This window comes from Frigoribacterium sp. 2355, assembly GCF_054060695.1.
Map to the genome: position 1 here is coordinate 97,791 of NZ_JBSSDL010000003.1, position 23,908 is coordinate 121,698.

The window sequence follows — 23,908 nt, forward strand, 5'->3', positions numbered from 1 at the left end:
ATGCGATCCCATGAAGGTGATGGGAGCGGGCGGTGCGCACCCGAACGGGGGGCGGCACCGCCCGCCTAGCGGACGACCGCGGCGCGCAGCGGGGCCGTGGCGAACTCGTGCATGCCCTGCTCGAAGGTCACGCTCGGTCGCCAGCCCAGCTCGCCCTGCAGCCGCGCCGACGACGCCGTCACGTGCCGCACGTCGCCCGCGCGGTACTCGCCGGTGACGACGGGCGTCGGTCCGCCGGCCTCGCGCGCCAGGGCCTCCGCCATCTCGCCGATCGTGTGCACCGTCCCGCTGCCGACGTTGAACGCGCGGAACGTGTCGGTCGGCTGATCCGCGGTCCACTCGAGGGCCGCGAGGTTGGCGGACGCGATGTCGCGGACGTGGACGAAGTCGCGACGCTGGGCGCCGTCCTCGAACACGCGCGGAGCCTCGCCGCGTTCGAGGGCGGAGCGGAAGAGCGAGGCCACGCCGGCGTAGGGCGTGTTCTGCGGCATGCCCGGGCCGTAGACGTTGTGGTAGCGCAGGGCGGCGGCCCGACCGCCGGTGCTGCGCGCCCACGAGGTCGACAGGTGCTCCTGAGTCAGCTTCGTGATGGCGTAGACGTTGCGGGGGTCGAGCGGGGCCTCCTCGCCGATCAGTTGCGGCTCGAGCAGTTCGCCCGCCTCGTCACGCGGGTCGAAGACGCCCGCGTCGAGGTCGGCGATGCGGCGGGGTGCCGGGCGTTCGGTCGCACCGGTCGAGGTGCGGTAGCTGCCCTCGCCGTAGACGACCATCGACGAGGCGACGACGAGGCGGTCGACGCCGGCGCGGTCCATCGCCGCGAGCACGACGGCCGTGCCGAGCTCGTTCGACGAGACGTAGTCGGGCGCGTCCTGGAAGTCCACGCCGAGCCCGACCTTGGCCGCCTGGTGACAGACCGCGTCGACGCCCGCGAGTGCCCGGTCGACGGTCTCGGCGTCCCGCACGTCGCCGTGCACGAAGTCGACGCGCGGGTCGACGGTCGGCTCGCCGCCGTGCACGTCGGCCCGCAGGGAGTCGAGCACGCGCACGCGCCAGCCGCGGTCGAGGGCGAGGTCGACGATCGCCGACCCGATGAAGCCGGCCCCGCCGGTGACGAGCAGCAGGCCCGGGCCGTCGGTGGACGAGGAGGCGCCGGTCGCGCTCACCGCGCGGCCTTCCGATCCGAGACGGGCCGGGCGAGCACCTCGGCCACCGCCCCGGGCGGCATCAGCTCGCGGGGCGAGTAGTCGCCGGGCATCGCGGCGACGATCGACTCGATGGCCGCGACGATGCGCGGTTGGGCGGCCGCGAGCCGTTCGAAGACGAGCGAGGCGCTCACGGCGTCGGCGTCGGGTGCGTCGCCCTCGGCCGGGGCCAGGCCGGCGTCGCTGTCGGTCACGTACGAGAGGTTGACGGCTCCCATGCCGAGTTCGAGGGTGAGCGGGATCTCGGGGTACATCGTCATGTTGACCGTGTGCGCGCCCGCGGCCCGGAACCACAGCGACTCGGCCCGGGTCGAGAACCGCGGCCCCTGGATCACCACGCAGGTGCCGGTCGGGGAGAACGGCTCCCCCTGCGCCTCGAGGGCCGCGATCGCGGCGGCCCGGAGCACGGGGTCGAACGGGTCGGCGGCGATCAGGTGCTGAACCTGCCCCTCGACGTCGAAGAACGTGTCGCGTCGTCCCCAGGTGCGGTCGATGAACTGGTCGGTCACGACCATGGTGCCGGGGGCGACGTCGGGGCTGACCCCGCCGACCGCCGACGACGACACGATGGCCTTCGCGCCGAGCGACGCCAGTGCCCACACGTTCGCCCGGTAGTCGATCAGATGCGGCGCCACCGCGTGGCCCGCGCCGTGCCGGGTGAGGAAGGCCACGCGCTTGCCGCCCAACTCGCCGATCGTCACCTCGCTCGAGGTCGGGCCGTAGGGCGTCTCGACGACGTGCCGGGTCGCCTCGCCCTCGGCGAAGAGCGAGTACAGCCCCGATCCGCCGATGACGGCGACGTCGACGGGCGGCGGCCCCGAGGAGGCGCGGGTGGGCTGGGGGACGTCGGGCTCGGTCGCGGGGTCGGTCACCCCCGATACGCTACTGACGATCGCCCGAGAGGAACCGCGTGCGCACCATCGAGACCCACCTCGCCGAGGTCACGGCCGTCGTCGAGGCGGCCGTGCGGGCCCGTCCGGTCGACGCGTTGGTGGTGAGCCCCGAGGCGCTCGCCTCGCGCTCCGACCGGTACCGCGACCGCGTCCTCGCCGCCGACGTCGTCGCCCCGATCGACCTGCCGCCGTTCGCCAACTCGCAGATGGACGGCTACGCCGTCTCGACCGCCGGGCTCGACCCCGACGGCCCCACCAGCCTCCGGGTCGCGGCGCGCATCCCCGCCGGGCGGGCCGCCCCCGACCTGGTCTCCGGCGCCGCGGCCCCGATCATGACCGGCGCGGCCGTCCCCGCCGGTGCCGACGCGATCGTGCCCATCGAGAAGGTCTCGCCGGACGCCTTCCCTCCCGTGGGCGTCGAGGCCGTCGTCGAGGTGCCGCCGGGCGTCGCCGCCGGGGCCTTCGTCCGCGCCGCGGGCAGCGACGTCGCCGCGGGTTCCGTGCTCTTCGCGGCCGGGACGCGACTGACGCCCGCGCGGTGGGGCGTGCTCGCCGCCTCCGGGATCGACGCTGTCGAGGTACGGAGCCGCCCGCGCCTCCTGCTGGTGTCGACCGGCGAAGAGCTCGCCGCACCCGGTGCCCCGCTCGGGCCCGGCCAGATCCACGACGCGAACGGCGTCGCCCTGGCCGCGGCACTCGCCGAGGTCGGCGTCGTCGTCACCTCCGCCCGGGTGACCGACGACGCGGCCGCCCTGCTCGCCGTCGTCGCCCGCCACGCCGACGAGGTCGACCTCGTGCTCACGAGCGGCGGGGTCAGCGCGGGTGCCTACGAGGTCGTCCGCGACGCCTTCGAGGGTGCCGGCGTCACGTTCGGTCCGGTCGCCATGCAACCGGGCGGGCCGCAGGGCTGGGGGACGATCCGCGTGCACGACCGAGAGCTGCCCGTCGTCTGCTTCCCCGGCAACCCCGTCAGCTCGCTCGTGTCGTTCGAGGCCTTCCTGCGCCCCGCCCTGCAGGGCGTCACCGGCGTCGGCCTGCCCCGACGGCGCTGGACCGTGCCGATGGCGCACCCCGTGGACTCGCCGGTCGGCAAGCACCAGCTGCGTCGCGGCCGGGTCGACGTCGACGGGCGCGCCCACCTCGTCGGCGGGCCGAGCTCGCACCTGCTCGCCGCCCACGCCGAGGCCACCGTGCTCGTCTCGATCCCCGTCGGGGTCGACCGCGTCGACGCGGACGACCGGGTCGAGGTCTGGGCGCTCGACGACCCCGCTCCCCACGAGAAGGCCGACCGATGACCCCGACCCCGCCCGACGTGCCGCCGACCGACGTGCCGACCGACGCCCCGCTCTCGCACGTGCGCGAGGACGGCACCGCGCACATGGTCGACGTGACCGGCAAGTCCGAGACGAAGCGGATCGCCACCGCCCAGGCCGTGCTGACCACCCGGCCCGACGTCGTCGCGCGACTGGTCGACGGATCGCTGCCCAAGGGCGAGGCCCTCGGCACCGCCCGCATCGCCGGCATCCTGGCGGCCAAGCAGACGCCGACGCTCATCCCGCTGTGCCACCCGCTGCCGCTCGGCGCGATCACCGTCGACTTCGAGTACACGGAGGCGCAGGTCACAGTGATCGCCCGCGTCTCGACCCGGGGCGTCACCGGGGTCGAGATGGAAGCCCTGACCGCGGCGTCCGTCGCGGCCCTGACCCTCTTCGACATGATCAAGGCGGTCGACGCGCTCGCCGTGATCGGCGAGATCAAGGTGCTCGACAAGCAGGGCGGCAAGTCGGGGGACTGGTCACGATGAGCGGCGCCCCGGACGAGACGGCCGACGTGACCCCAGCCGACGAGACCGCCCGGCGCCGGGCCGTCGTCGTCGTGGCCTCCACCCGGGCCGCCGCCGGCACCGCCGACGACACGACCGGTCCGGTCATCCGCGACTGGTTCGTCGCGCGGGGGTGGCTGGTCGAGGGGCCCGTCGTCGTGGCCGACGGCGAACCGGTCGGCGCGGTGCTCGAGGCCGCCCTCGAGTGGGGCGTCGACGCCGTCGTCACCACCGGCGGCACCGGGGTGTCGCCGACCGACGCGACGCCCGAGATGACCCTGCCGCTGCTCGACCGCGAACTGCCCGGCATCGCCGAAGAACTCCGGCGCAGGGGTGCGGCCTCGACGCCCCTGGCCGTCCTCTCCCGGGGGCTCGCGGGCGTGGCCGGCGGCACCTTCGTCGTCAACCTGCCCGGCTCACGTGGCGGGGTGCGCGACGGGCTCGCCGTCCTCGAGGACGTCCTCGACCACGTGGTCGACCAGTTGCACGGGGTCGACCACGCCCAGAACCGCCATCCCAGTCCCGAGGGGGCCGCATGACCGCCGACGATCCGACCCTCCTCCTCGGCGCTGCGTCAGCCGGGCCACCCGCCGCGCCTCCCGCCTCCGAGCGCGTGCTGCTCGCCCGCGTCGTCGACGTGACCGTGTCGGTGGCCGAGTGCTCCGCGCTCGTGGCGAGCCGCGCCTCCGGGGCGGTCGTGATGTTCGAGGGCGTCGTCCGCGACCACGACGAGGGGCGGGGGGTCGAGGCGCTGCACTACGAGGCGCATCCGACGGCGACCGAGGTGATCCACGAGGTCGCGGTCGCCGTGGCCGAGGCGCACCCCGAGGTCGCGATCGCGGTCGAGCACCGCTACGGCGACCTCGTCGTGGGCGACGTCGCGCTGGCCTGCGCGGTGGCGTCGGCTCACCGCGCCGAGGCGTTCGCGGCCTGCGCCGCGCTCGTCGACGAGGTCAAGGCCCGCACCCCGATCTGGAAGCGCCAGGAGTTCACCGACGGCTCGGACGAGTGGGTGGCGTCGCTGGGCTGACCCCGGTCGCGCACCGTCGAGTCGGCCGCCCGGCCTGGGCCGTCTACGCTTCTGTGGTGGCTCATCTACTCGGCGCAGAAAACCTCCGTCTCGAATTCCCGACCAAGGTCGTCCTCGACGGGGTGACCCTCGGCATCGACGAGGGCTCCCGCATCGGTGTCGTCGGCCGCAACGGTGACGGCAAGTCGACGCTCATGTCGGTGCTCGCGGGTCGGCTCGAACCCGACGACGGTCGTGTGACGACCCGCCGCGGCCTGACCATCGGCATGCTCGACCAGCGCGACGTCCTGCCCGAGGGCGCCACGGTCGGCAGCCTGATCGTCGGCGACCGCGACGAGCACGAATGGGCCGGCGACGCGCGCATCCGCGACGTCATCTCGGGCCTCGCCACCGACATCCCGTGGGAGGCGCGGGTCGAGGACCTCTCCGGAGGCCAGCGTCGACGCGTGGCCCTCGCGACCCTGCTCGTCGGCGACTGGGACGTCCTGTTCCTCGACGAGCCCACCAACCACCTCGACGTCGAGGGCGTCGCCTGGCTGGCGCAGCACCTCTCGCGTCGCTGGTCGACGAACTCGGGCGCCCTCGTGGTCGTGACCCACGACCGGTGGTTCCTCGACGAGGTCTCGACCGACACCTGGGAGGTCCACGACGGCATCGTCGAACCCTTCGAGGGCGGCTACGCGGCCTACGTGCTCCAGCGCGTCGAGCGGGACCGCATGGCGTCCGCCTCCGAGGCCAAGCGCCAGAACCTCATGCGCAAAGAGCTCGCCTGGCTCCGTCGCGGGGCCCCGGCGCGCTCGACCAAGCCCAAGTTCCGCATCGACGCGGCCAACGAACTGATCGCCGACGAGCCGCCCGTGCGTGACGCCGTCCAGCTGTCGCAGATGGCGACCGCCCGCCTCGGCAAGGACGTCGTCGACCTCGTCGAGGTCGGCGTCTCGTTCGGAGACAAGCGCGTGCTGCAGGACGTCGAGTGGCGCATCGCGCCGGGGGAGCGCACCGGCGTGCTCGGCGTGAACGGCGCCGGCAAGTCGACGCTGCTGAAGGTCGTCACCGGGGCCATCGCCCCCACCGAGGGGCGCGTCAAACAGGGCAAGACGGTCAAGTTCGCGATCCTCGACCAGCAGCTCGCCGACCTCCACGAGGTCGCGCACGAGCGGGTGAACGACGTCATCGGGCGGCAGCGCACCTCGTACGTCACCGGGGGCAAAGAGATGACGCCCGGGCAGCTGCTCGAGCGCCTCGGCTTCACCAGCGCCCAGCTGCAGACCCCCATCAAAGACCTGTCCGGTGGCCAGAAGCGCCGCCTGCAGTTCCTGTTGATCCTGCTTAACGAGCCGAACGTGCTCATCCTCGACGAGCCCACCAACGACCTCGACACCGACATGCTCGCCGCGATGGAGGACCTGCTCGACGGTTGGCCCGGCACCCTGCTCGTCGTCTCGCACGACCGGTACCTGCTCGAGCGCGTCACCGACCAGCAGTACGCCGTGCTCGAGGGCCGCTTCCGGCACCTGCCCGGGGGCGTCGACCAGTACCTGCAGCTGCGTCGCGAGGCGACCCAGAACCAAGGAGGCGCGACCGACCGCCCGACGGCCGTCCAGGGGGCCTCGGCATCGGTCGCGGCCTCGGCCGCCGCCTCCGGCCTGTCGGGAGCCGAGAAGCGCAACGCCGAGAAAGAGCTCGGATCGATCGACCGCAAGCTCGCGAAGGCCTCGGGCGAGCGCGAGACCCTGCTGGCCCAGTTCGCCTCCTTCGACCAGTCCGACTTCGACGGCCTGGCCGCGTTGCAGGCGAAGCTGACGGCGCTCGACCACAAGACGGGCGAGCTCGAGGTGCGCTGGCTCGAGCTGAGCGAGTTGCTGGCGTAGCGAGCGGGCCGGCGTGCTCCGCCGGTCGCCCCGACTCAGTCGCCGAGGGTGAGGCTCAGCGTCCGCAGCAGGTCGGTCAGGCGGCGGCGGTCCTCGTCGCTGAGGTCGCTGAGCAGGGTGCCCTCGGCCGTGACGAGGCGTTCGATCGCGGCGTCGACCGCGCGCCGTCCGTCGCCGGTCATCGTGACCAGGATGCCCCGGCCGTCGTTCGGGTCGGTGCGGCGTTCGACCAGGCCGCGGGCCACGAGCCGGTCGATGCGGTTGGTCATCGCGCCGCTCGAGACGAGGGTCTGCTGCAGCAGCGTCTTGGGGCTCAGCTGGTAGGGGTCGCCGGCCCGACGCAGCGCCGAGAGCACGTCGAACTCCCACGACTCGAGGTCGCTCGCGGTGAACGCCTCGCGACGTGCGCGATCGAGGTGCTTCGACAGCCGCCCGACGCGCGAGAGCACCTGGAGCGGCGCGAAGTCGAGGTCGGGTCGCTCGTGGCGCCACGCCTCGACGATGCGGTCGACCTCGTCCTGCTCGGGCATCCGCCCATCATGCCCGAGGCCGTCGTCGGGCGCGGGAGGCGCGGTGCGGCCCGGCGGGCCCGTCGCCCCACGCGGGCACCTCGGTCGAGTCGTGGTCTGGCAGAATGGACCGGCGCGCACGCGCGGTCCGCCATGGTGTAACGGCAGCACGACAGCCTTTGGAGCTGTTAGGTCTAGGTTCGAATCCTGGTGGCGGAGCCCCGAGCGTCGCAGGTCGCGGTCGGCTCGTCGGGTCCGTTCCGCCCCGACCGCGGGCGCCCCCGGCGTCCATCCGACGACGAGGACTCCAGCCATGTCGAAGACCGATCCCACGCCATCCCTCGTCCGGGCCGTCCTGCTCGGCGTCCTCAGCGGGTCGCGCTCGGCGACGCCGCTCGCCGTCCTGGCCCTGAACCACGACGCCCAGGAGGCGCGGGGCCCTTGGCAGCGCTGGCGCCTGTTCCGCTCACCCCTCGGCCGCGGTGCCCTGGTGGCCGCGGGCCTCGGTGAGCTCGTCGGCGACAAGCTGCCGGCCACGCCGAGCCGGGTCGGTGCCGGCCCGCTGTTCGGTCGCGCGGTCTCCGGCGCCGTCGCGGGGATCGCGATGGCCGGCACCGGCCGTCGGGGCACACCCGTGGCCGCAGCGCTCGCAGGGGCGTCCGGCGCCCTCGTCGGCAGCTGGCTCTTCTACCGGGCACGGAAGGCCGTCGTCGAGAAGACCGGGTTGCCCGACGTCGCCGTCGCGCTCGTCGAGGACGCCGTCGCGGTCTCGGGCTCGGTCGCCGTCGTCCGCTCCCGCTGACTCCTCCCCACCTCGTCTCGGCGTCGGCGGCGTCCCCACGCCGGGCGGGTGACCCGTGGTCGGGCGGCCTCCCGTGGGAGGATCGGCGGTGATCACGCGCCACCCCTCACCAAGGAGCACCATGCCCGAACGCCAGCTCGCCGTCGTCGTCCTCGCCGCAGGGCAGGGCACCCGCATGAAGTCCTCGACCCCGAAGGTCCTGCACCGCCTGGCGGGGCTGCCGCTGATCCAGCACGTGCTCGAGAGCGCCGGCGCGCTCCGGCCCGACCACCTCGTCGCGGTGGTGCGGCACGAGCGCGACCTGGTCGTCGCGAGCGTGCTCGACACCGCCCCGCACGCGCTCGTCGTCGATCAGGACGACGTGCCCGGCACCGGTCGAGCCGTCGAACAAGCGGTGGAGGCGCTGCCCGCCGAGTTCACCGGCGACGTCGTGGTCGTCAGCGCCGACGTGCCCTTCCTCGACCACGCGACGCTCACCGCCCTGCTCGACCAGCACCGTGCCGCCTCCGCCTCGGCGACGCTGCTGAGTGCCGTGCTGCCCGACGCCACCGGCTACGGGCGGGTCGTCCGCCGCGAGTCGGGCGACGTCGACCGCATCGTCGAGCACAAGGACGCCACCGACGACGAGCGGGCCGTGCGCGAGATCAACTCGGGCACCTACGTCTTCACCGTCGCCGCCCTGCGCACCCACCTGCCCCGCATCGGGTCGGCCAACGCGCAGAACGAGAAGTACGTTACCGACATGGTCGGCCTGCTCACCGGTGCCGGCGAGATCGTCGCCGCACGGGCGATCGACGAGACGTGGCGCCTCGAGGGCATCAACGACCGCGTGCAGCTCGCCGCCGCGGCCCGTCGGTTGAACGACCGCATCGTCGAGCACTGGCAGCGCGAGGGCGTCTCGATCGTCGACCCGCAGACCACCTGGATCGACCGCGACGTCTCCCTCAGCCCCGACGTCGAACTTCTGCCGGGCACCCAGCTCCGCGGCGCGACCTACATCGCCCCGGGCGCGGTCGTCGGCCCCGACACCACCCTCGTCGACACCGAGGTGGGCGAGGGGGCGACCGTCAAGCGCACGGACGCGACGCTCGCCGTCATCGGTGCCCGTGCCTCCGTGGGGCCGTTCGCGTACCTGCGTCCCAACACGCTCCTGTCCGCCGACGGCAAGATCGGCACCTTCGTCGAGACCAAGAACGTGCAGATCGGCGCCGGGTCGAAGGTGCCGCACCTCAGCTACGTGGGCGACACCGAGGTGGGCGAGGGGTCGAACATCGGCGCCGGCACCATCACGGCCAACTACGACGGCGTGGACAAGCACCGCACCGAGGTCGGGTCGCACGTCCGCACCGGGTCGCACAACGTCTTCGTCGCCCCCGTTAGGATTGGCGACGGAGCGTACACAGGCGCCGGAACGATCGTCCGCAAAGACGTGCCGGCCGGTGCCCTGGCCTTGAGCATCGCTCCACAGCGCAATGCGAGCGGATGGGTCGAGGCGAACCGCCCCGGCTCGGCGGCTGCCGAGGCCGCCGCTCGCGCCGAACGAACGACCGACTGAACCCGGTCGGGTTGGCCCCTCGGGGCCGGAGAGCGAGTGACGTGTCCGGAATCAAGATCACCGGCGAGAACCGACTCGTTCTGATCTCGGGGCGTGCGCACCCCGAACTGGCCAACCAGATCGCCGCCGAGCTCGGCAGCGAGCTGATCCCGACCGACGCCCGCACCTTCGCCAACGGCGAGCTCTACGCCCGCTTCGACGAGAGCGTCCGTGGCTCGGACGCCTTCGTCATCCAGTCCCACTCGGCGCCGATCAACGAGTGGCTGATGGAACAGCTGATCATGGTCGACGCACTGAAGCGGGCCTCGGCCAAGCGCATCACCGTCGTGGCGCCGTTCTACCCGTACGCCCGGCAAGACAAGAAGGGCCGGGGCCGCGAGCCGATCTCCGCCCGGCTCGTCGCCGACCTCTTCAAGGCGGCCGGTGCGCACCGCATCATGAGCGTCGACCTCCACGCCCCGCAGATCCAGGGCTTCTTCGACGGCCCGGTCGACCACCTCTTCGCCATGCCCGTGCTGCTCGAGCACTTCCGCGCCAAGCTCGACAACACCACCCTGACGGTGGTCTCGCCCGACATGGGGCGCGTCCGCGTCGCCGACATCTGGAGCGAGAAGCTCGACGCCCCCCTCGCGATCATCCACAAGCGCCGTGACCCGTTGGTGCCGAACCAGGTCACCGTCCACGAGATCGTCGGCGACGTCTCGGGTCGCGTGTGCCTGCTGGTCGACGACCTGATCGACACCGGTCGCACCATCGTCAAGGCCGCCGAGGCGCTCAAGGCCAACGGCGCGATCGGCGTCGTGGTCGCCGCGACCCACGCGGTCTTCAGCGACCCCGCCCCCGAGATCCTCAACAGCGAGTTCATCGACTCGGTCGTCGTCACCGACACCCTGCCGCTCACCGAGCACCAGAAGTTCGACAAGCTCGAGATCCTGCCCATCGCCCCGCTGATCGCCCGGGCGATCCACGAGGTCTTCGACAACGGTTCGGTCACCTCGATGTTCGACGGCGCCGCCTAGCCCCCGCCCGACACCTCCCGTCACCTCGGCGCACGGAGTCGACCGGCCTGACCCGTCTGGCCCCGACCTCTCGGCTCGCCTGGCTCCGACCGCTCGGCTCGCCTGGCCCCGACGGCCCGGCTCGCCTGGCTCCGACCGGCCCGGCCGCTCGGACCCGACCGGCCCGGCTTGCTCGTCCGATGTCGGCAACTCCGGAGTCCGGCTGCGCCGCGCCTCCTGCCCGCCGTTCCGGCGGTCGTTCTCCTGACTTGCCGACGCGGACCTGCTCGACCCCACCCGGCCGCTCGGCCCGGACCGGCCCGGCTTGCTCGTCCGATGTCGGCAACTCCGGAGTTCGGCCGCGCCGCGCCTCCTGCGGGCCGTTTCGGCGGTCGTTCTCCTGACTTGCCGACGCGGACCTGCTCGACCCACCCGGCCGCTCGGCCCGGACCGGCCCGGCTTGCTCGTCCGACGTCGGCAACTCCCGAGTCCGGCTGCGCCGCGCCTCCTGCCCGCCGTTCCGGCGGTCGTTCTCCTGAATTGGCCACGCGGGCGGCGTGGGGCCTGGCTGCGTGCGGCCCGGCCCGGCCCGGCCCGCCTGGTCCGCGACCTACCCGCGCGAAGTCGGCAACTCCGGAGTCCGGCTGCGCCGCGCGTCCTGCGCGCCGTCTTGGCGGTCATTCTCCTGACTTGCCGACGTGGATTTGCTCGACCCGCCCGCCCGCCCGCCCGCCCGCCCGGCCCGTGCCGCCAGGGTCACGCGACCGGCAGGCCACGGCGGCCGAGCGGCCCGCCTGGCCCGCGACCTGCCCGTGCGAAGTCGACAACTCCGGAGTTCGGCTGCGCCGCGCCTCCAAAGGGCCGGTCCGGCGGCCGTTCTCCTGAGTTGTCTACGTCGACGTCGGAAGCTCCGAGATCCGCTGCGGCGGAACGACGAACGGGCGTGCCCGACGTCGGTAGCCGCAGCGGCACCGCATCGACGGGCACGCCCGTCAGGACGCAGGAGGCGCGGTGAGCGCCCCTGCACCCGTCAGTGGGTCGACGGCTCCGTCTCGATCTCGGACCGGTCGCCCGACCAGAGGGTGTGGAACGTGCCCTCCTCGTCGACGCGCTGATAGGTGTGTGCCCCGAAGAAGTCCCGCTGCCCCTGGATGAGGGAGGCAGGCAGGCGTTCGGACGCGAGCGAGTCGTAGTACGACAGGGCCGAGGCGAACCCGGGCACGGGGATGCCCGAGAGGGCGGCCTTGGCCACGATGCGGCGCCAGGCCTCTTCGCCGTCCCGGACGGCCGCGGCGAAGTAGTCGTCCTCGAGCAGGGTCGCGATCGACGCGTCCTTCTCGTAGGCGTCGACGATGCGGTTGAGGAACTGTGCCCGGATGATGCAGCCGCCGCGCCAGATCTTGGCGATGGCGCCCTTGTCGATGTCCCAGTCGTACTCGTCGGCACCGGCGATGATGGCGTCGAAGCCCTGGGCGTAGGCGACGATCTTCGAGGCGTAGAGCGCCTTCTGCACGTCGTCCTCGAAGCCGTCGCCGGCCTCCTGGATCTCGGGCCGTCCCTGCAGGGTCCTCTGCACGGCCGAGCGCTGGGCGGGCTTCGACGACACGGCGCGGGCGAAGACGGCCTCGGCGATCCCACCGACCGGCACGCCCAACCCGACGCTGTTCTGCACGGTCCAGACGCCCGTGCCCTTGGAGCCGGCCTGGTCGACGATCGAGTCGACGAGCGGGCCGCCCGTCTTGGCGTCCGTCTGGCGGAGCACCTCGGCCGTGATCTCGATCAGGTACGACTCGAGCTCGCCCTTGTTCCACTCCTCGAAGACAGAGGCGATGGCGGCGGGCTCGTGGCCGCCCACCCGGCGCAGCAGGTCGTACGACTCGGCGATGAGCTGCATGTCGGCGTATTCGATGCCGTTGTGGGTCATCTTGACGAAGTGGCCCGCGCCGTCGGCCCCGACGTGCGTGACGCAGGGCTCGCCCTCGGCCACCGCCGCGATCGACGCCAGGATCGGGCCGAGCGTCTCGTAGGCCTCCTTCGAGCCACCGGGCATGATGGACGGCCCCTTCAGGGCGCCTTCCTCGCCGCCCGAGATGCCGGCGCCCACGAAGTTCAGTCCGCGCTCCTTGAGGGCGGCCTCTCGTCGGCGGGTGTCCTGGAAGTTCGCGTTGCCGCCGTCGACGATGATGTCGCCCTCGTCGAACACGTCGGCGAGCTGGCTGATGACGGCGTCGGTGCCGCGACCGGCCTGCACCATGACGATCGCGGTGCGCGGCTTCTGCAGGGATGCGGCGAAGTCCTCGATCGACTTCGAGGCGATGAACCCGGCGTCACCGTGCTCGTCCATGAGGGTGTCGGTGCGCTCGGGGGAGCGGTTGTAGACGGCGACCGTGTTGCCCTCGCGACTGGCGAGGTTGCGCGCCAGGTTCGAACCCATGACGGCCAGGCCGACGACTCCGATGTTCGCCTGGGCGGTGGACTGCGATGCTGCTCCGTGTTCGGTCACGGTGCCTCCTTCTCGGTCGGTGGTGTTCGCAGACTATGCCTCGGTGCCGAGCGTCCGACAGGCTCCGTCCGTACCCCTCCACGGCGGCTCGCCTAGGGTTGACGCAACCGTTTCCCCGATCGAAGGCCGTCCGTGACCGACCAGCCCCACCCCGCTCCCTTCCCGCCCGTCGTCGTGATGGGGGTCTCCGGATCGGGCAAGTCGACCGTGGGTGAGCTGTTGGCCGAGACCCTCGGCGTCCCGTTCGTCGACGCCGACGACCTGCACCCCGAGGCCAACCGGCTCAAGATGGCCGCCGGGCAGCCGCTCGACGACGACGACCGGTGGCCGTGGCTCCGGATCGTCGCCGACCGCATCGCCGCGGCGGGCGACGACTCGGTGGTCGTCGCCTGCTCGTCGCTGAAGAAGGCGTACCGCGATGTCCTGCGTGAGGGCGACCCGCGCCTCCGGTTCGTGCACCTGACCGGCGTGCGCGACCTCGTCGCCCGACGTCAGCGCGAGCGCAAGGGGCACTTCATGCCGGCCGGCCTGATGGAGTCGCAGTTCGCCACCCTCGAGCCGCTGACCGACGACGAGGCCGGTTTCGAGGTCGACGTGGAGCCCGGTCCCGACGACGTCGTGGCGGCCGTGACGGCCCACCTCGGGGCCGTGCGACGAGGCGAGCTCGGGCACTGACGAGCCCGACTCGGGCGCTGACGGGGCGCCCTCGCGGACGGACGAGCCGAGGAGGCGCGGGTTGGCGACACGCCCGGCCGACGTGTAGCCTTGGCAGCTGAACCTCGGCGAGGGGTGCTCCGGCACCCGTGATCGACGCGGTAGGCAGGCGCTCGGTGCTCACGCACCACTCGTGCAGCGGTGATCGTCCCTCGGGCGGCACCCCTCGGGTTGCGGGTCCTTCCTCACGCGATTCGCGTTCGAGTTGACACCGACCACACACCCCCGGGCCGTCACGGCCCCTGCAAGGAGACGACATGTCCGACCAGAACAACCTCAGCGCCCTCGTGCGCACCAGCTTCGGCAAGGGCGCGGCCCGCAAGATCCGTGCCAAGGACCAGATCCCCGCGGTCATCTACGGCCACGGCACCGACCCCCAGCACGTCACGCTGCCCGGTCACGAGACCATGCTGATCACGCGTCGTGCCAACGCCGTCATCACGCTCGACATCGAGGGCACGAACCAGCTCGCCCTCGTCAAGGACATCCAGCGCGACCCGGTCAAGCAGACCATCGAGCACATCGACCTCATCGTCGTCCGCCAGGGCGAGAAGGTCACCGTCGAGGTGCCCGTGCACGTCGAGGGCGAGTCGGCTCCCGGCACGATCCACGTCGTCGAGCTCAACGCCGTCGAGCTCGAGGTCGAGGCCACGCACATCCCGCAGAACGTCGTCGTCTCGATCGAGGGCCTCGAAGAGGGCGCCCAGATCTCGGCCGCCGACCTCGTGCTGCCCAAAGGCGCGACCCTGGTCAGCGAGCCCGAGACCCTCGTGCTCGCCGTCTCGGTGCCCCAGCTCGACCTGACGACCGACGCGGTCTCCGACGAGGACGGCGAGGCCGCCGAGGCCGAGGGCGACGTCGAGTCCATCGAGGACGAAGAGCGCTCCGAGTAACACGACGCAGCTCGAACACCCTGCCGGCGCAGACCCACTGAGAGAACGACGACCACGACGATGGCACTCGACGACCAGTGGCTCGTGGTCGGGCTCGGCAACCCCGGGCCCGGCTACGCCGGCAACAGGCACAACGTGGGGCAGATGGTCCTGGCCGAACTGGCCGACCGACTCTCCACCGGGTTCAAGAACCACCGCACGAACGCGACGGTCGCCGAGGGGCGCACCGCTCCCGGCGGCCCTCGCTTCGTGCTGGCCAGGCCCGCGACCTTCATGAACGTCTCGGGCGGGCCGACGCAGGCACTGTTGAAGTACTACGACCTCGACGTGTCGCGGCTCATCGTCGTCCACGACGAGCTCGACATCGACTTCGACGTCGTCCGGCTGAAGCACGGTGGCGGCCACGGCGGCCACAACGGCATCCGCGACATCATCGCCGCCACGGGGTCGAACGAGTTCACCCGAGTTCGGGTCGGCATCGGCCGTCCGCCCGGCAGGCAGCCCGCCGCCGACTTCGTCCTCAAGGACTTCTCCTCCACCGAACGCAAAGAACTTCCGTTCCTGGTCGCCGACGCGGCCGACGCGGTCGAGATGATCGCCACCGACGGGCTCACCGCGGCGCAGCTGAAGTTCCACACCGCGAAGAGCTGACGCGTCCCGAGCCCGAATGACCACGGACGTGGTCGAGTCGCGGACCGCGACGAGCGGGTCCGTCCCGCCGGTGACCGACCTCCGGGCGCCTCCCGGTGTCGCCGACAGCGAACCCCGACCGCGGTGTCGGTGGTGCCGCGTAACATCGTCCGGGTGATACTCGCGGGCTTGATCCAGGCGCTCTCGCGCGCCTCCACGTTCTCTGCCGCCCTCGACCGGGCCGCACGCAGCACCGATTTCTCCGTCGTCGACGGCCTCCGCGTTCCCCTGCTGGCCGGTCTGCTCGACCGTCGCGAGGGTCCGCAGGCGATGCTGGTCGTCACGGCCACGGGTCGGGAGTCCGAGGCGGTGCGGGGGTCGCTCACCAGCTACCTGCCCGAGGCCGAGGTCATCGAGTTCCCCGCGTGGGAGACCCTGCCCCACGAACGTCTCAGCCCCAGCGCCGAGACGGTCGGCAAGCGGATCCACGCCCTGCGGCGTCTCGCCACCTGGCGGCAGGAAGCTGCCGAGGCGCCGGGTTCCGTCCGCCCCATCGTCGTCGTCGCCGGTGTGCGCGCCGCCCTCCAGCCGCTCAGCGACAACCTCGTCGAGCTCGACCCCGTGCGGCTCACCGTGGGCGAGCGCGGCCACGACCTCTCGGGCATCGCCGTCCATCTCGTCGACCTGGCGTACGCCCGGGTCGACATGGTCACCCGCCGTGGCGAGTTCGCCGTCCGCGGCGGCATCCTCGACGTGTTCCCGCCCACGGCCGAACACCCGGTGCGCGTCGACTTCTTCGGCGACGAGGTCGACCAGATCCGTCGGTTCTCCGTGGCCGACCAGCGAAGCCTGGACGGCGAGGTCACGTCGGTCGAGCTGCCGCCGAGTCGCGAGATGCTGCTCACCGAGGCGGTCCGTCAACGGGCTCGCGAGATGCAGCACGAGTTCCCCAGCCTGTCGCAGATGCTCGCGAAGATCGCCGAGGGCATCCCGGTCGAGGGCATGGAGAGCCTGGCACCCGCGCTGGTGCACCGGCTGGTGCCGGTGACGCACTACCTGCCGGCCGGCGCCTCCATCGTCGTCCTCTCGCCCGAGCGGGTCGTGTCGCGCGCCCAGAGCCTGGCCGAGACGAACCGCGAGTTCCTGTCGGCCGCCTGGAACGCCGCGACGGCCGGTGCCGAGGCACCCATCGACCTCGACTCGGGTGACTTCCTCAGCCTCCGCGACCTGCGTGACGCGGCGGGCGACCGGTCCTGGTTCACGATGAGCGGCTTCGACTCGGGCGAGGTGCTGTCCGACGACGAGGCGGTCGCCGCGGCCGGCGACTACGTCCGCGTGGACGCGGCCGTCGTCCCGAGTTTCAGCGGACACGCCGAGGGGGCGCTCGAGCACGTCGTCGAGCGCGTGCGCGACGGCTGGTCCGTCGTCGTCACGGCCCGCGGCACGGGGCTCGTCGAGCGGGCCCGAGACGTCCTCGCCGAGCGCGAGGTCGCCGCCCGCCTCGAGGAGAGCCTGCCCGAGACCCTCGAACCCGGCGTCGTCCACCTCGTGGCCGGTGGTGTCGAGGCCGGCTTCGAACTGATGGAGTCCAAGATCGCCGTCCTCGGCGAGTCCGACTTCTACGGCCGTTCGGCCAACTACGACTCGCGTCAGGTCAAGAAGCTCGCGACCCGACGCAAGAACGTCGTCGATCCCCTCCAGCTCAAGCCGGGCGACGTCGTCGTGCACTCGACCCACGGCATCGGCAAGTTCCTCGAGCTCACCAGCCGCGAGGTGTCGAGCGGTGGCAAGAACGCCGTCAAGCACTCTCGCGAGTACCTCGTGCTCGAGTACGCGCCCTCGAAGCGCGGTTACCCCGGCGACAAGCTCTACGTCCCGACCGACCAGCTCGACCTGCTCAGCCGCTACGTGGGTGGCGAGGCCCCGACGCTCAGCAAGATGGGCGGCGGGGACTGGGCGGCCGCCAAGGGCAAGGCACGCAAGGCCGTCCGCGACATCGCGGTCGAGTTGGTCAAGCTCTACTCGGCCCGCATGGCGAGCAAGGGCCACGCGTTCCCGCCCGACACCCCGTGGCAGCGCGAGCTCGAAGAGGCGTTCCCGTTCGCCGAGACCCCCGACCAGCTCACGACCATCGACGAGATCAAGGCCGACATGGAGCGCCCGATCCCGATGGACCGCCTGCTCTCGGGCGACGTCGGCTACGGCAAGACCGAGGTCGCCGTCCGAGCGGCGTTCAAGGCCATCCAGAACGGCAAGCAGGTCGTCATGCTCGTCCCGACGACCCTGCTCGTGAAACAGCACTTCGACACCTTCAGCGATCGCTTCGCCGGGTTCCCCGTGCACCTCCGCAGCCTCAGCCGGTTCCAGTCGGCGAAAGAGTCCAAGGAGACGATCGCCGGGCTCGGTGACGGCACCGTCGACATGGTCATCGGCACCCATCGACTGTTGAGCGAGGGCATCTCGTACAAGGACGTCGGCCTCGTCATCATCGACGAAGAGCAGCGTTTCGGCGTCGAACACAAGGACGCCCTGAAGAAGCTCAAGACCAACGTCGACATCCTGGCCATGTCGGCGACCCCGATCCCGCGGTCGCTCGAGATGGCCGTCACGGGCATCCGCGAGATGTCGACCCTGGCCACCCCGCCCGAGGACCGCCACCCGATCCTCACCTTCGTGGGCCCCGAGAGCGACCGGCAGAAAGCCGCCGCGATCCGGCGCGAGCTGCTGCGCGAGGGCCAGGTTTTCTACGTGCACAACCGCGTGTCGAGCATCAACCGCATCGCGGCGCAGATCGCCGAGCTCGTGCCCGAGGCCCGCGTCGCCGTCGCCCACGGCCAGATGGCCGAGTCGACGCTCGAGCAGGTGATGGTCGATTTCTGGGAGCGCAAGTTCGACGTCCTCGTGTCGACCACCATCATCGAGACGGGTCTCGACATCGCCAACGCCAACACGTTGATCATCGACCGGGCCGACAAGTACGGTCTGAGCCAGCTGCACCAGCTGCGTGGGCGGGTGGGTCGAGGCCGGGAGCGCGGCTACGCGTACTTCCTCTACGACGCCGACAAGCCGCTCAGCGAGACCGCACAGGACCGCCTCGAGACGATCGCCGCCAACAACGAGCTCGGTGCGGGCATGCAGGTCGCCTTGAAAGACCTCGAGATCCGTGGGGCGGGCAACCTGCTCGGCGGTGAACAGTCGGGGCACATCGCCGGGGTCGGTTTCGATCTCTACCTCCGCATGATCGGTGAGGCCGTCAGCTCCTTCCGCGGGGACGTCGCCGAGGGGCAGACCGAACTCCGGCTCGAACTCCCGGTCGACGCCCACGTCCCCGAAGAGTACGTCGAGAGCGAGCGGCTGCGCCTCGAGGCCTACCAGAAGCTCTCGACGGCCAGCTCGCCCACGTCCACCGACGACCAGATCGACTCGGTGCTCGACGAACTCACCGACCGTTACGGTGAGCCCCCGGCACCTGTGCTGGCGCTGATCGAGGTCTCCCGCCTGCGTCGGGCGGCCCAGAAGGCCGGTCTCAGCGAGGTCGTGGTCATGGGCAGCAACCTGCGGGTCTCGGGCGTCGACCTACCCGACAGCATGCAGGTCCGCCTGCAACGGATGTACCCGGGTGCGCGGTGGTTCGCGCAGACGAACGCCGTCAGCGTGCCCCTGCCACGAGCCCATGGGCAGGCACCGAGCGACGACGAGTTGATCGTCTGGGTCGAGCAGCTGCTGTCGGCGATCTACGCCGCCCCGGTCGCGCGTCCGGCGACCGACACGGCCGCGGCGAGCTGACCGTGTCGGGTCGCCCGGACGGAGCCCATGACGAGGAGGCGCGGGGCGCCTCCGAACCCGGGGCGGGCGCTCGGCTCGACGAGCTCGTCCGCGTGGTCGACGCCCTCCTCGCCGACGAGGGCGGGTGCGCCTGGAACCGTGCGCAGACCCCACGGTCCCTGGTGACCTACCTCGTCGAAGAGACCTACGAGCTCGTCGAGGCGATCGAGGACGGCACCTCGGACGACGTCCGGGAAGAGCTCGGGGACGTGCTGTACCAGGTGGTCCTGCACGGCGCCCTGGCCGCCCGCGCCTCGGGGTCGTTCGACCTCGCCGACGTCGTGCGTGACGTCGCCGAGAAGACCGTGCGGCGTCACCCCCACGTCTTCGGGGCCGACCGGGCCGACGACGTCGACGAGATCGTCCGACTCTGGTCGGCGGCGAAGGCCGACGAGAAGTCGCAGCGGACGAGTGCCTACGACGGCGTCCCCGTCGGGCAGCCCGCTCTCGCGCGCGCCCAGAAGCTCGATGCGCGACGGGCGTCCGCAGGTGGCGTCCGCCCCGAGCCCGATCGGGCACCGACCACGACGTCGGGCACGGAGGTGACGTGCACGGAGGTGACGGGCACGGCGGCGGTGGACACGGCGGCGACGGACGCCCTGGCCGAGTCGCGCGAACTCGCGTGGGGCCGAGGGCTGCTCGCGCAGGTCGACGAGGCCACCGACCGGGGCATCGATGCCGAGCGCGCGCTCCGGGCCGCCGTGCGCGAGCGCGAGATTCTCCTGCGGCGAGACGAGGCCGAACCGGCCGAAGGCGGGCAGCTCGAGGGCGGCCAGGCGGAAGACGAGCAGCCCGAAGGCGGGCAACCCGGGGGCGCCCAGGCCGAAGGCGGCACGATCGAGGGCCGTCCCGTCGAGCAGGTGCCCCCTCAACCCGAATGAGGGGGCACCTCGGCGTCGCCCGCTCAACCCGAATGAGCGGCGAGGCCGGCGCTCGTCCACCAGAGGGTCGGCCCGAGGGGCAGCGACCCGGTGGGGTCCGAGTGGTGTCCTCAATGTAGAGGATGTGTGTTGACATGTCAAAAGCCGACATGTCGGTGCACTCGGCGTCCCGCCCGGGGTGCTCGGGGGGCCTCGCGGATGCCGGTCGACCGACCGGTCGGCCACGACAGACGTCTGTTATGGTCCACTACGACGACGGCGACCGCGCAGGGCGAGTACGACTCGTCGGCACGAAGGAGCGGCACCATGCCTCGCAAGCCTGATCCCACCCGCAAGCCCGAGCTCCTCGGCCAGATCCTCGAGCACCTCCGGGGTCGCTCCCTCGCCACCGTGTCGTTCCGCACCCTGGCCGAGGCCCTGGGGGTCAGCACGTACGTCTTCGTCTACCACTTCGGCAACCGGGCAGAGCTCATCGCCGAGATCGTCCGCGCGGTCGTCGCCCGCAACGACGCCTTGCTGTCGGTCGCGGTCTCCGAGCTCGACCGCGAGGCCTTCGGCAAGCACCTCGCGAAGGTCTGGCACGAGGTCACCACCGAGCGGGGCCGAGACCTGCACCGCCTCGAGCTCGAGGCGGCCCTGCTCGAGACCGTGGCGGGTGAGGTCGGCGGCACCGCTCGCGGGGCGGTCGGACGGTGGGTCGACCACGTGGCGGGCTGGGTCTCGGCGAACGGGGTCGCGCCGGCCGAGGCCAAGGTCGCGGCGCGGGTCTTCGTCGATGCGTTGTTCGGCCTGCAGTACGACGCCATCGTCTCGGGGGACGGGCGTCGTGCGTCCGCAGCGTACAAGCATGCCGTCGAGACCCTCGTGTCGCGCGTTCCTCAGCACTGACCCTGCTCGCCGTCGGCCTCGGGGTGGGTGGAACCTGATGGTGTCGGCGGGCGTCGGGTCGGGCTGAACCGGGCCGAGCGCTCAGCGCCCGGCCCGGCCAGGGCCCTCACCGCAGGGAAGGGAGGGCCGAGTGGTGTGACCGACACGCAACCCGATTCGCGCCGACCACCCGAGAAAACCATAACGTAGAATGTGACATGCCTGCAAGTCGGTGCCGACGTCAGGGGTGCGGCGTCTCTGGGATGATGTCCTCATGCCGACCCCCGTCAACCCGCCGCGCGGCATGCGCGACCACCTGCCCGCCGACAAGAGGCGCCGCGAGGGCGTGCTCTCGGTCATCCGAGGCGTCTACCGCTCCTACGGCTTCGACGAGATCGAGACGCCCGTGGTCGAAGAGAGCTCGCGCCTCCATTCCGGGCTCGGGGGCGACAACGAGAAGCAGGTCTTCGCCGTCCTCCGGCGGGGCCTCGACCTCGACGACCTGCGATCGGCCGAGAGCGTGCTCGGACTCGCCGACCTCGGACTCCGCTTCGACCTGACGGTGCCGCTCGCGCGCTTCTACGCGTCGCACCGAGCCGAGCTGCCGACGGTCTTCCGCTCCGTGCAGATCGCCCCGGTGTGGCGGGCCGAGCGTCCGCAGAAGGGCCGCTACCGCCAGTTCGTCCAGTGCGACATCGACGTCCTGGGCGAGGCCGGGCCGCTGGCCGAGATCGAACTGATCCAGGCCACGACCGCCGTGCTCGACGCCCTCGGCCTCACCGGCACGACGATCCGCGTGAACGACCGCCGCATCCTGCTGGCGATGCTCGCCCACTGGGCGGTACCCGAGGCGCTGACCGACCAGGCGCTGATCGTCGTCGACAAACTCGACAAGATCGGCGTCGACGGCGTCGTCGCCGAACTCGCCGACCTCGGCGTCACCACGCCGGGTCTCGGCGAGGCGCTCACCCAGCTGGCCGGCGCCTCCTGGGCCACCGGTGAGGCCACGGACGTCCCCTGGCTCGACCGTGCGGCGTTCGCCGACCTCGTCGCGCTGCGCGAGGCGCTGCCGGGCTCCACCCTCGAGTTCGATCCGACCCTGGTCCGCGGCATGGGGTACTACACGGGCACGATCTTCGAGATCGCCCACCCGGACGTGCCCTATTCCCTCGGCGGCGGCGGTCGCTACGACGGCATGATCGGCCGCTTCCTCGGCAGCGACGTGCCCGCGGCCGGTTTCTCCCTCGGCTTCGAACGCCTCGTCGACCTCGTGACCCTCGAGACCGACGGCGACGAGGGGCTCGCTGTGGTCTACGACAAGAAGGTCGAACCGGTCGAGCTGCTCGCCCTGCAGCGCGCGTTGCTGGCGGGCGGCGAACGGCGCGTGCGCCTCGAGAAGAAGGCCAAGAACTTCACCAACCAGCTCGACGGGCTGGCCGCGGCGGGGTTCGGTCGCTTCGTCACCGTGCGCGGGGGCGAGACGGCCGCCGACCTCGAGGTCCGCACGATCGGCTGACCGTCGCCGACGGCTCCTCGCCACGAACCAGGGCAGGAGGCGCGGCTAAGCTGGGCCGCGGACCTCGCGTCCCCAGACGAACGACTACTAAGGAGCTCTCCAGTGGCAGCAATCGACGCCGTAGGCGCCCGCGAAATCCTCGACTCGCGGGGCAACCCCACCGTCGAGGTCGAGGTCTTGCTCGAGGACGGCACGGTGTCGCGTGCGGCCGTCCCCTCGGGTGCATCGACCGGGGCCTTCGAGGCCTACGAGCTGCGTGACGGCGACAAGAGCCGTTACCTCGGCAAGGGCGTGCTCAAGGCCGTCGCCGCCGTGATCGACGAGATCGGCCCCGAGGTCGAGGGGCTCGACGCCACCGACCAGCGCCTGATCGACCAGGCCATGATCGAACTCGACGGCACCGACAACAAGAAGCGTCTCGGCGCGAACGCCATCCTCGGGGTCTCGCTGGCCGTGGCCCGGGCGGCGGCCGACTCGGCCGACCTGCCCCTCTTCCGCTACCTCGGCGGGCCGAACGCGCACACGCTGCCCGTCCCCATGCTCAACGTCATCAACGGCGGTTCGCACGCCGACAGCAACGTCGACATCCAGGAGTTCATGATCCTGCCGGTCGGCGCGTCCTCGTTCGCCGAGGCGCTGCAGTGGGGTGCCGAGACGTACCACGCCCTGAAGAGCGAGCTCAAGGCCAAGGGCCTCTCGACCGGTCTGGGCGACGAGGGTGGCTTCGCGCCGAACCTCGACAGCAACCGCGCCGCGCTCGACCTGCTCGTCGAGGCCATCACGAAGGCCGGCTTCACCCCGGGCAAGGACCTCGCCCTGGGTCTCGACGTGGCCTCGAGCGAGTTCTACGCGGACGGCAGCTACACCTTCGAGGGCGAGAAGCGCGACTCGGCCTTCCTCGCGAACTACTACGCCGACCTCGTCGCGTCGTACCCCCTCGTCACCATCGAGGACCCGCTCGACGAGGACGACTGGGAGGGCTGGGCCCACCTGACGAGCGAGATCGGCTCGAAGACGCAGATCGTCGGCGACGACCTGTTCGTCACGAACCCCGAGCGACTCGCCAAGGGCATCAAGGCCGGCGCTGCCAACTCGATCCTCGTGAAGGTCAACCAGATCGGCACGCTGACCGAATCGCTCGACGCCGTCGCGCTCGCCCAGCGCAGCGGCTACACGACGGTCCTCTCGCACCGTTCGGGTGAGACCGAGGACACCACGATCGCCGACCTCGCCGTCGCGACCGACGCCGGCCAGATCAAGACCGGTGCCCCCGCCCGCAGCGAGCGCGTCGCGAAGTACAACCAGCTCCTCCGCATCGAGGAAGAGCTCGGCGACGCCGCGGTGTACGCCGGGTACAGCGCTTTCCCGCGCTTCTCCGCCTGACGCGACCCGCGCCT

Annotated in this window: 20 protein-coding genes, 1 tRNA gene and 1 pseudogene; 18 read left to right on the forward strand and 4 right to left on the reverse strand. The window is 71.8% G+C overall.

The window, feature by feature from the left end; genetic code table 11:
* Positions 1-65 precede the first annotated feature (65 nt).
* Together ACVJ1F_RS04995 and ACVJ1F_RS05000 are read right to left on the reverse strand one after the other, a co-directional pair.
* Positions 66-1,163, reverse strand: a complete 1,098-nt coding sequence (locus ACVJ1F_RS04995) for an NAD-dependent epimerase/dehydratase family protein (protein WP_233568492.1) — start codon at positions 1,161-1,163, stop codon at positions 66-68.
* Positions 1,160-2,074, reverse strand: coding sequence for an MTAP family purine nucleoside phosphorylase (locus ACVJ1F_RS05000; RefSeq protein WP_456885029.1), 915 nt, complete (start codon positions 2,072-2,074; stop codon positions 1,160-1,162). The genes ACVJ1F_RS04995 and ACVJ1F_RS05000 overlap by 4 nt, the downstream gene beginning before the upstream one ends.
* Before the next feature lie 38 nt (positions 2,075-2,112).
* Here ACVJ1F_RS05000 and ACVJ1F_RS05005 point away from each other — a divergent pair, with 38 nt between their 5' ends.
* From ACVJ1F_RS05005 to ACVJ1F_RS05030, 6 genes and pseudogenes are all read left to right on the forward strand, one after another.
* Positions 2,113-3,390, forward strand: a complete 1,278-nt coding sequence (locus tag ACVJ1F_RS05005; RefSeq protein WP_456885030.1) for a molybdopterin molybdotransferase MoeA — start codon at positions 2,113-2,115, stop codon at positions 3,388-3,390.
* Entirely contained in the window at positions 3,387-3,899 is a 513-nt protein-coding gene (gene moaC, locus ACVJ1F_RS05010) for a cyclic pyranopterin monophosphate synthase MoaC (protein ID WP_456885032.1), read from the forward strand. The genes ACVJ1F_RS05005 and moaC overlap by 4 nt, the downstream gene beginning before the upstream one ends.
* Positions 3,896-4,456, forward strand: coding sequence for a MogA/MoaB family molybdenum cofactor biosynthesis protein (locus ACVJ1F_RS05015; RefSeq protein ID WP_456885034.1), 561 nt, complete (start codon positions 3,896-3,898; stop codon positions 4,454-4,456). Before moaC ends, ACVJ1F_RS05015 begins: the two co-directional genes overlap by 4 nt.
* On the forward strand, positions 4,453-4,947 hold the full coding sequence (locus tag ACVJ1F_RS05020; RefSeq protein ID WP_456885036.1) for a molybdenum cofactor biosynthesis protein MoaE: 495 nt from the start codon (positions 4,453-4,455) through the stop codon (positions 4,945-4,947). Before ACVJ1F_RS05015 ends, ACVJ1F_RS05020 begins: the two co-directional genes overlap by 4 nt.
* A gap of 122 nt (positions 4,948-5,069) precedes the next feature.
* Positions 5,070-5,472 (forward strand): annotated as a pseudogene (locus ACVJ1F_RS05025) (ATP-binding cassette domain-containing protein); the annotation flags it as partial.
* Positions 5,473-5,483: 11 nt separating this feature from the next.
* Positions 5,484-6,818, forward strand: coding sequence for an ABC-F family ATP-binding cassette domain-containing protein (locus ACVJ1F_RS05030; RefSeq protein WP_402752482.1), 1,335 nt, complete (start codon positions 5,484-5,486; stop codon positions 6,816-6,818).
* Positions 6,819-6,853: 35 nt separating this feature from the next.
* Here ACVJ1F_RS05030 and ACVJ1F_RS05035 read toward each other — a convergent pair whose 3' ends face one another.
* Positions 6,854-7,348, reverse strand: coding sequence for a MarR family winged helix-turn-helix transcriptional regulator (locus ACVJ1F_RS05035; RefSeq protein WP_456885038.1), 495 nt, complete (start codon positions 7,346-7,348; stop codon positions 6,854-6,856).
* Positions 7,349-7,474: 126 nt separating this feature from the next.
* Here ACVJ1F_RS05035 and ACVJ1F_RS05040 point away from each other — a divergent pair.
* From ACVJ1F_RS05040 to ACVJ1F_RS05055, 4 genes are all read left to right on the forward strand, one after another.
* A tRNA-Gln gene (locus ACVJ1F_RS05040) sits at positions 7,475-7,546 on the forward strand.
* Between the two features lie 94 nt (positions 7,547-7,640).
* Positions 7,641-8,129: a DUF4126 family protein gene (locus ACVJ1F_RS05045; protein WP_402752228.1), complete on the forward strand. Its 489-nt coding sequence runs from the start codon at positions 7,641-7,643 to the stop codon at positions 8,127-8,129.
* Between the two features lie 121 nt (positions 8,130-8,250).
* Positions 8,251-9,684, forward strand: coding sequence for a bifunctional UDP-N-acetylglucosamine diphosphorylase/glucosamine-1-phosphate N-acetyltransferase GlmU (gene glmU, locus ACVJ1F_RS05050; protein ID WP_456885040.1), 1,434 nt, complete (start codon positions 8,251-8,253; stop codon positions 9,682-9,684).
* A 41-nt stretch (positions 9,685-9,725) separates the two neighbouring features.
* Complete coding sequence (locus ACVJ1F_RS05055) at positions 9,726-10,703, forward strand: ribose-phosphate diphosphokinase (RefSeq protein WP_056048844.1); 978 nt, start codon at positions 9,726-9,728, stop codon at positions 10,701-10,703.
* Positions 10,704-11,712: 1,009 nt separating this feature from the next.
* Here ACVJ1F_RS05055 and gndA read toward each other — a convergent pair.
* Positions 11,713-13,116 carry an NADP-dependent phosphogluconate dehydrogenase gene (gene gndA, locus ACVJ1F_RS05060; RefSeq protein WP_456885245.1) on the reverse strand — a complete coding sequence of 468 codons (1,404 nt, stop codon included), beginning with the start codon at positions 13,114-13,116 and terminating at the stop codon, positions 11,713-11,715.
* Between the two features lie 201 nt (positions 13,117-13,317).
* On the opposite strand from gndA, the gene ACVJ1F_RS05065 reads away from it, so the two are divergent.
* The 8 genes from ACVJ1F_RS05065 to eno all read left to right on the forward strand — a co-directional run bounded on the left by ACVJ1F_RS05065 (position 13,318) and on the right by eno (position 23,894).
* Positions 13,318-13,860 carry a gluconokinase gene (locus tag ACVJ1F_RS05065; protein WP_236557034.1) on the forward strand — a complete coding sequence of 181 codons (543 nt, stop codon included), beginning with the start codon at positions 13,318-13,320 and terminating at the stop codon, positions 13,858-13,860.
* 296 nt (positions 13,861-14,156) lie between these two features.
* Complete coding sequence (locus ACVJ1F_RS05070) at positions 14,157-14,792, forward strand: 50S ribosomal protein L25/general stress protein Ctc (RefSeq protein WP_056048841.1); 636 nt, start codon at positions 14,157-14,159, stop codon at positions 14,790-14,792.
* A 60-nt stretch (positions 14,793-14,852) separates the two neighbouring features.
* On the forward strand, positions 14,853-15,443 hold the full coding sequence (gene pth, locus ACVJ1F_RS05075) for an aminoacyl-tRNA hydrolase (RefSeq protein ID WP_123571603.1): 591 nt from the start codon (positions 14,853-14,855) through the stop codon (positions 15,441-15,443).
* Between the two features lie 153 nt (positions 15,444-15,596).
* A complete protein-coding gene (mfd, locus tag ACVJ1F_RS05080) occupies positions 15,597-19,208 on the forward strand; it encodes a transcription-repair coupling factor (RefSeq protein WP_456885043.1) in 3,612 nt (1,203 codons plus the stop codon).
* Between the two features lie 2 nt (positions 19,209-19,210).
* Positions 19,211-20,128, forward strand: coding sequence for a MazG nucleotide pyrophosphohydrolase domain-containing protein (locus ACVJ1F_RS05085; protein ID WP_456885045.1), 918 nt, complete (start codon positions 19,211-19,213; stop codon positions 20,126-20,128).
* A 306-nt stretch (positions 20,129-20,434) separates the two neighbouring features.
* Complete coding sequence (locus tag ACVJ1F_RS05090; protein ID WP_056048830.1) at positions 20,435-21,016, forward strand: TetR/AcrR family transcriptional regulator; 582 nt, start codon at positions 20,435-20,437, stop codon at positions 21,014-21,016.
* Positions 21,017-21,269: 253 nt separating this feature from the next.
* A complete protein-coding gene (gene hisS, locus ACVJ1F_RS05095; protein WP_456885047.1) occupies positions 21,270-22,511 on the forward strand; it encodes a histidine--tRNA ligase in 1,242 nt (413 codons plus the stop codon).
* A 102-nt stretch (positions 22,512-22,613) separates the two neighbouring features.
* Positions 22,614-23,894: a phosphopyruvate hydratase gene (eno, locus tag ACVJ1F_RS05100; protein WP_056048826.1), complete on the forward strand. Its 1,281-nt coding sequence runs from the start codon at positions 22,614-22,616 to the stop codon at positions 23,892-23,894.
* Positions 23,895-23,908: the final 14 nt, after the last annotated feature.

Excerpts from the sequence above, each read along its gene's own strand:
- ACVJ1F_RS05070 (WP_056048841.1), top strand. The coding sequence starts at position 14,157 with ATGTCCGACCAGAACAACCTCAGCGCCCTCGTGCGCACCAGCTTCGGC.
- hisS (WP_456885047.1), top strand. The coding sequence starts at position 21,270 with ATGCCGACCCCCGTCAACCCGCCGCGCGGCATGCGCGACCACCTGCCC.
- ACVJ1F_RS05035 (WP_456885038.1), bottom strand. The coding sequence starts at position 7,348 with ATGCCCGAGCAGGACGAGGTCGACCGCATCGTCGAGGCGTGGCGCCAC.
- moaC (WP_456885032.1), top strand. The coding sequence starts at position 3,387 with ATGACCCCGACCCCGCCCGACGTGCCGCCGACCGACGTGCCGACCGAC.
- ACVJ1F_RS05015 (WP_456885034.1), top strand. The coding sequence starts at position 3,896 with ATGAGCGGCGCCCCGGACGAGACGGCCGACGTGACCCCAGCCGACGAG.
- ACVJ1F_RS05090 (WP_056048830.1), top strand. The coding sequence starts at position 20,435 with ATGCCTCGCAAGCCTGATCCCACCCGCAAGCCCGAGCTCCTCGGCCAG.
- pth (WP_123571603.1), top strand. The coding sequence starts at position 14,853 with ATGGCACTCGACGACCAGTGGCTCGTGGTCGGGCTCGGCAACCCCGGG.
- ACVJ1F_RS05020 (WP_456885036.1), top strand. The coding sequence starts at position 4,453 with ATGACCGCCGACGATCCGACCCTCCTCCTCGGCGCTGCGTCAGCCGGG.
- gndA (WP_456885245.1), bottom strand. The coding sequence starts at position 13,116 with ATGGGTTCGAACCTGGCGCGCAACCTCGCCAGTCGCGAGGGCAACACG.
- ACVJ1F_RS05045 (WP_402752228.1), top strand. The coding sequence starts at position 7,641 with ATGTCGAAGACCGATCCCACGCCATCCCTCGTCCGGGCCGTCCTGCTC.
- glmU (WP_456885040.1), top strand. The coding sequence starts at position 8,251 with ATGCCCGAACGCCAGCTCGCCGTCGTCGTCCTCGCCGCAGGGCAGGGC.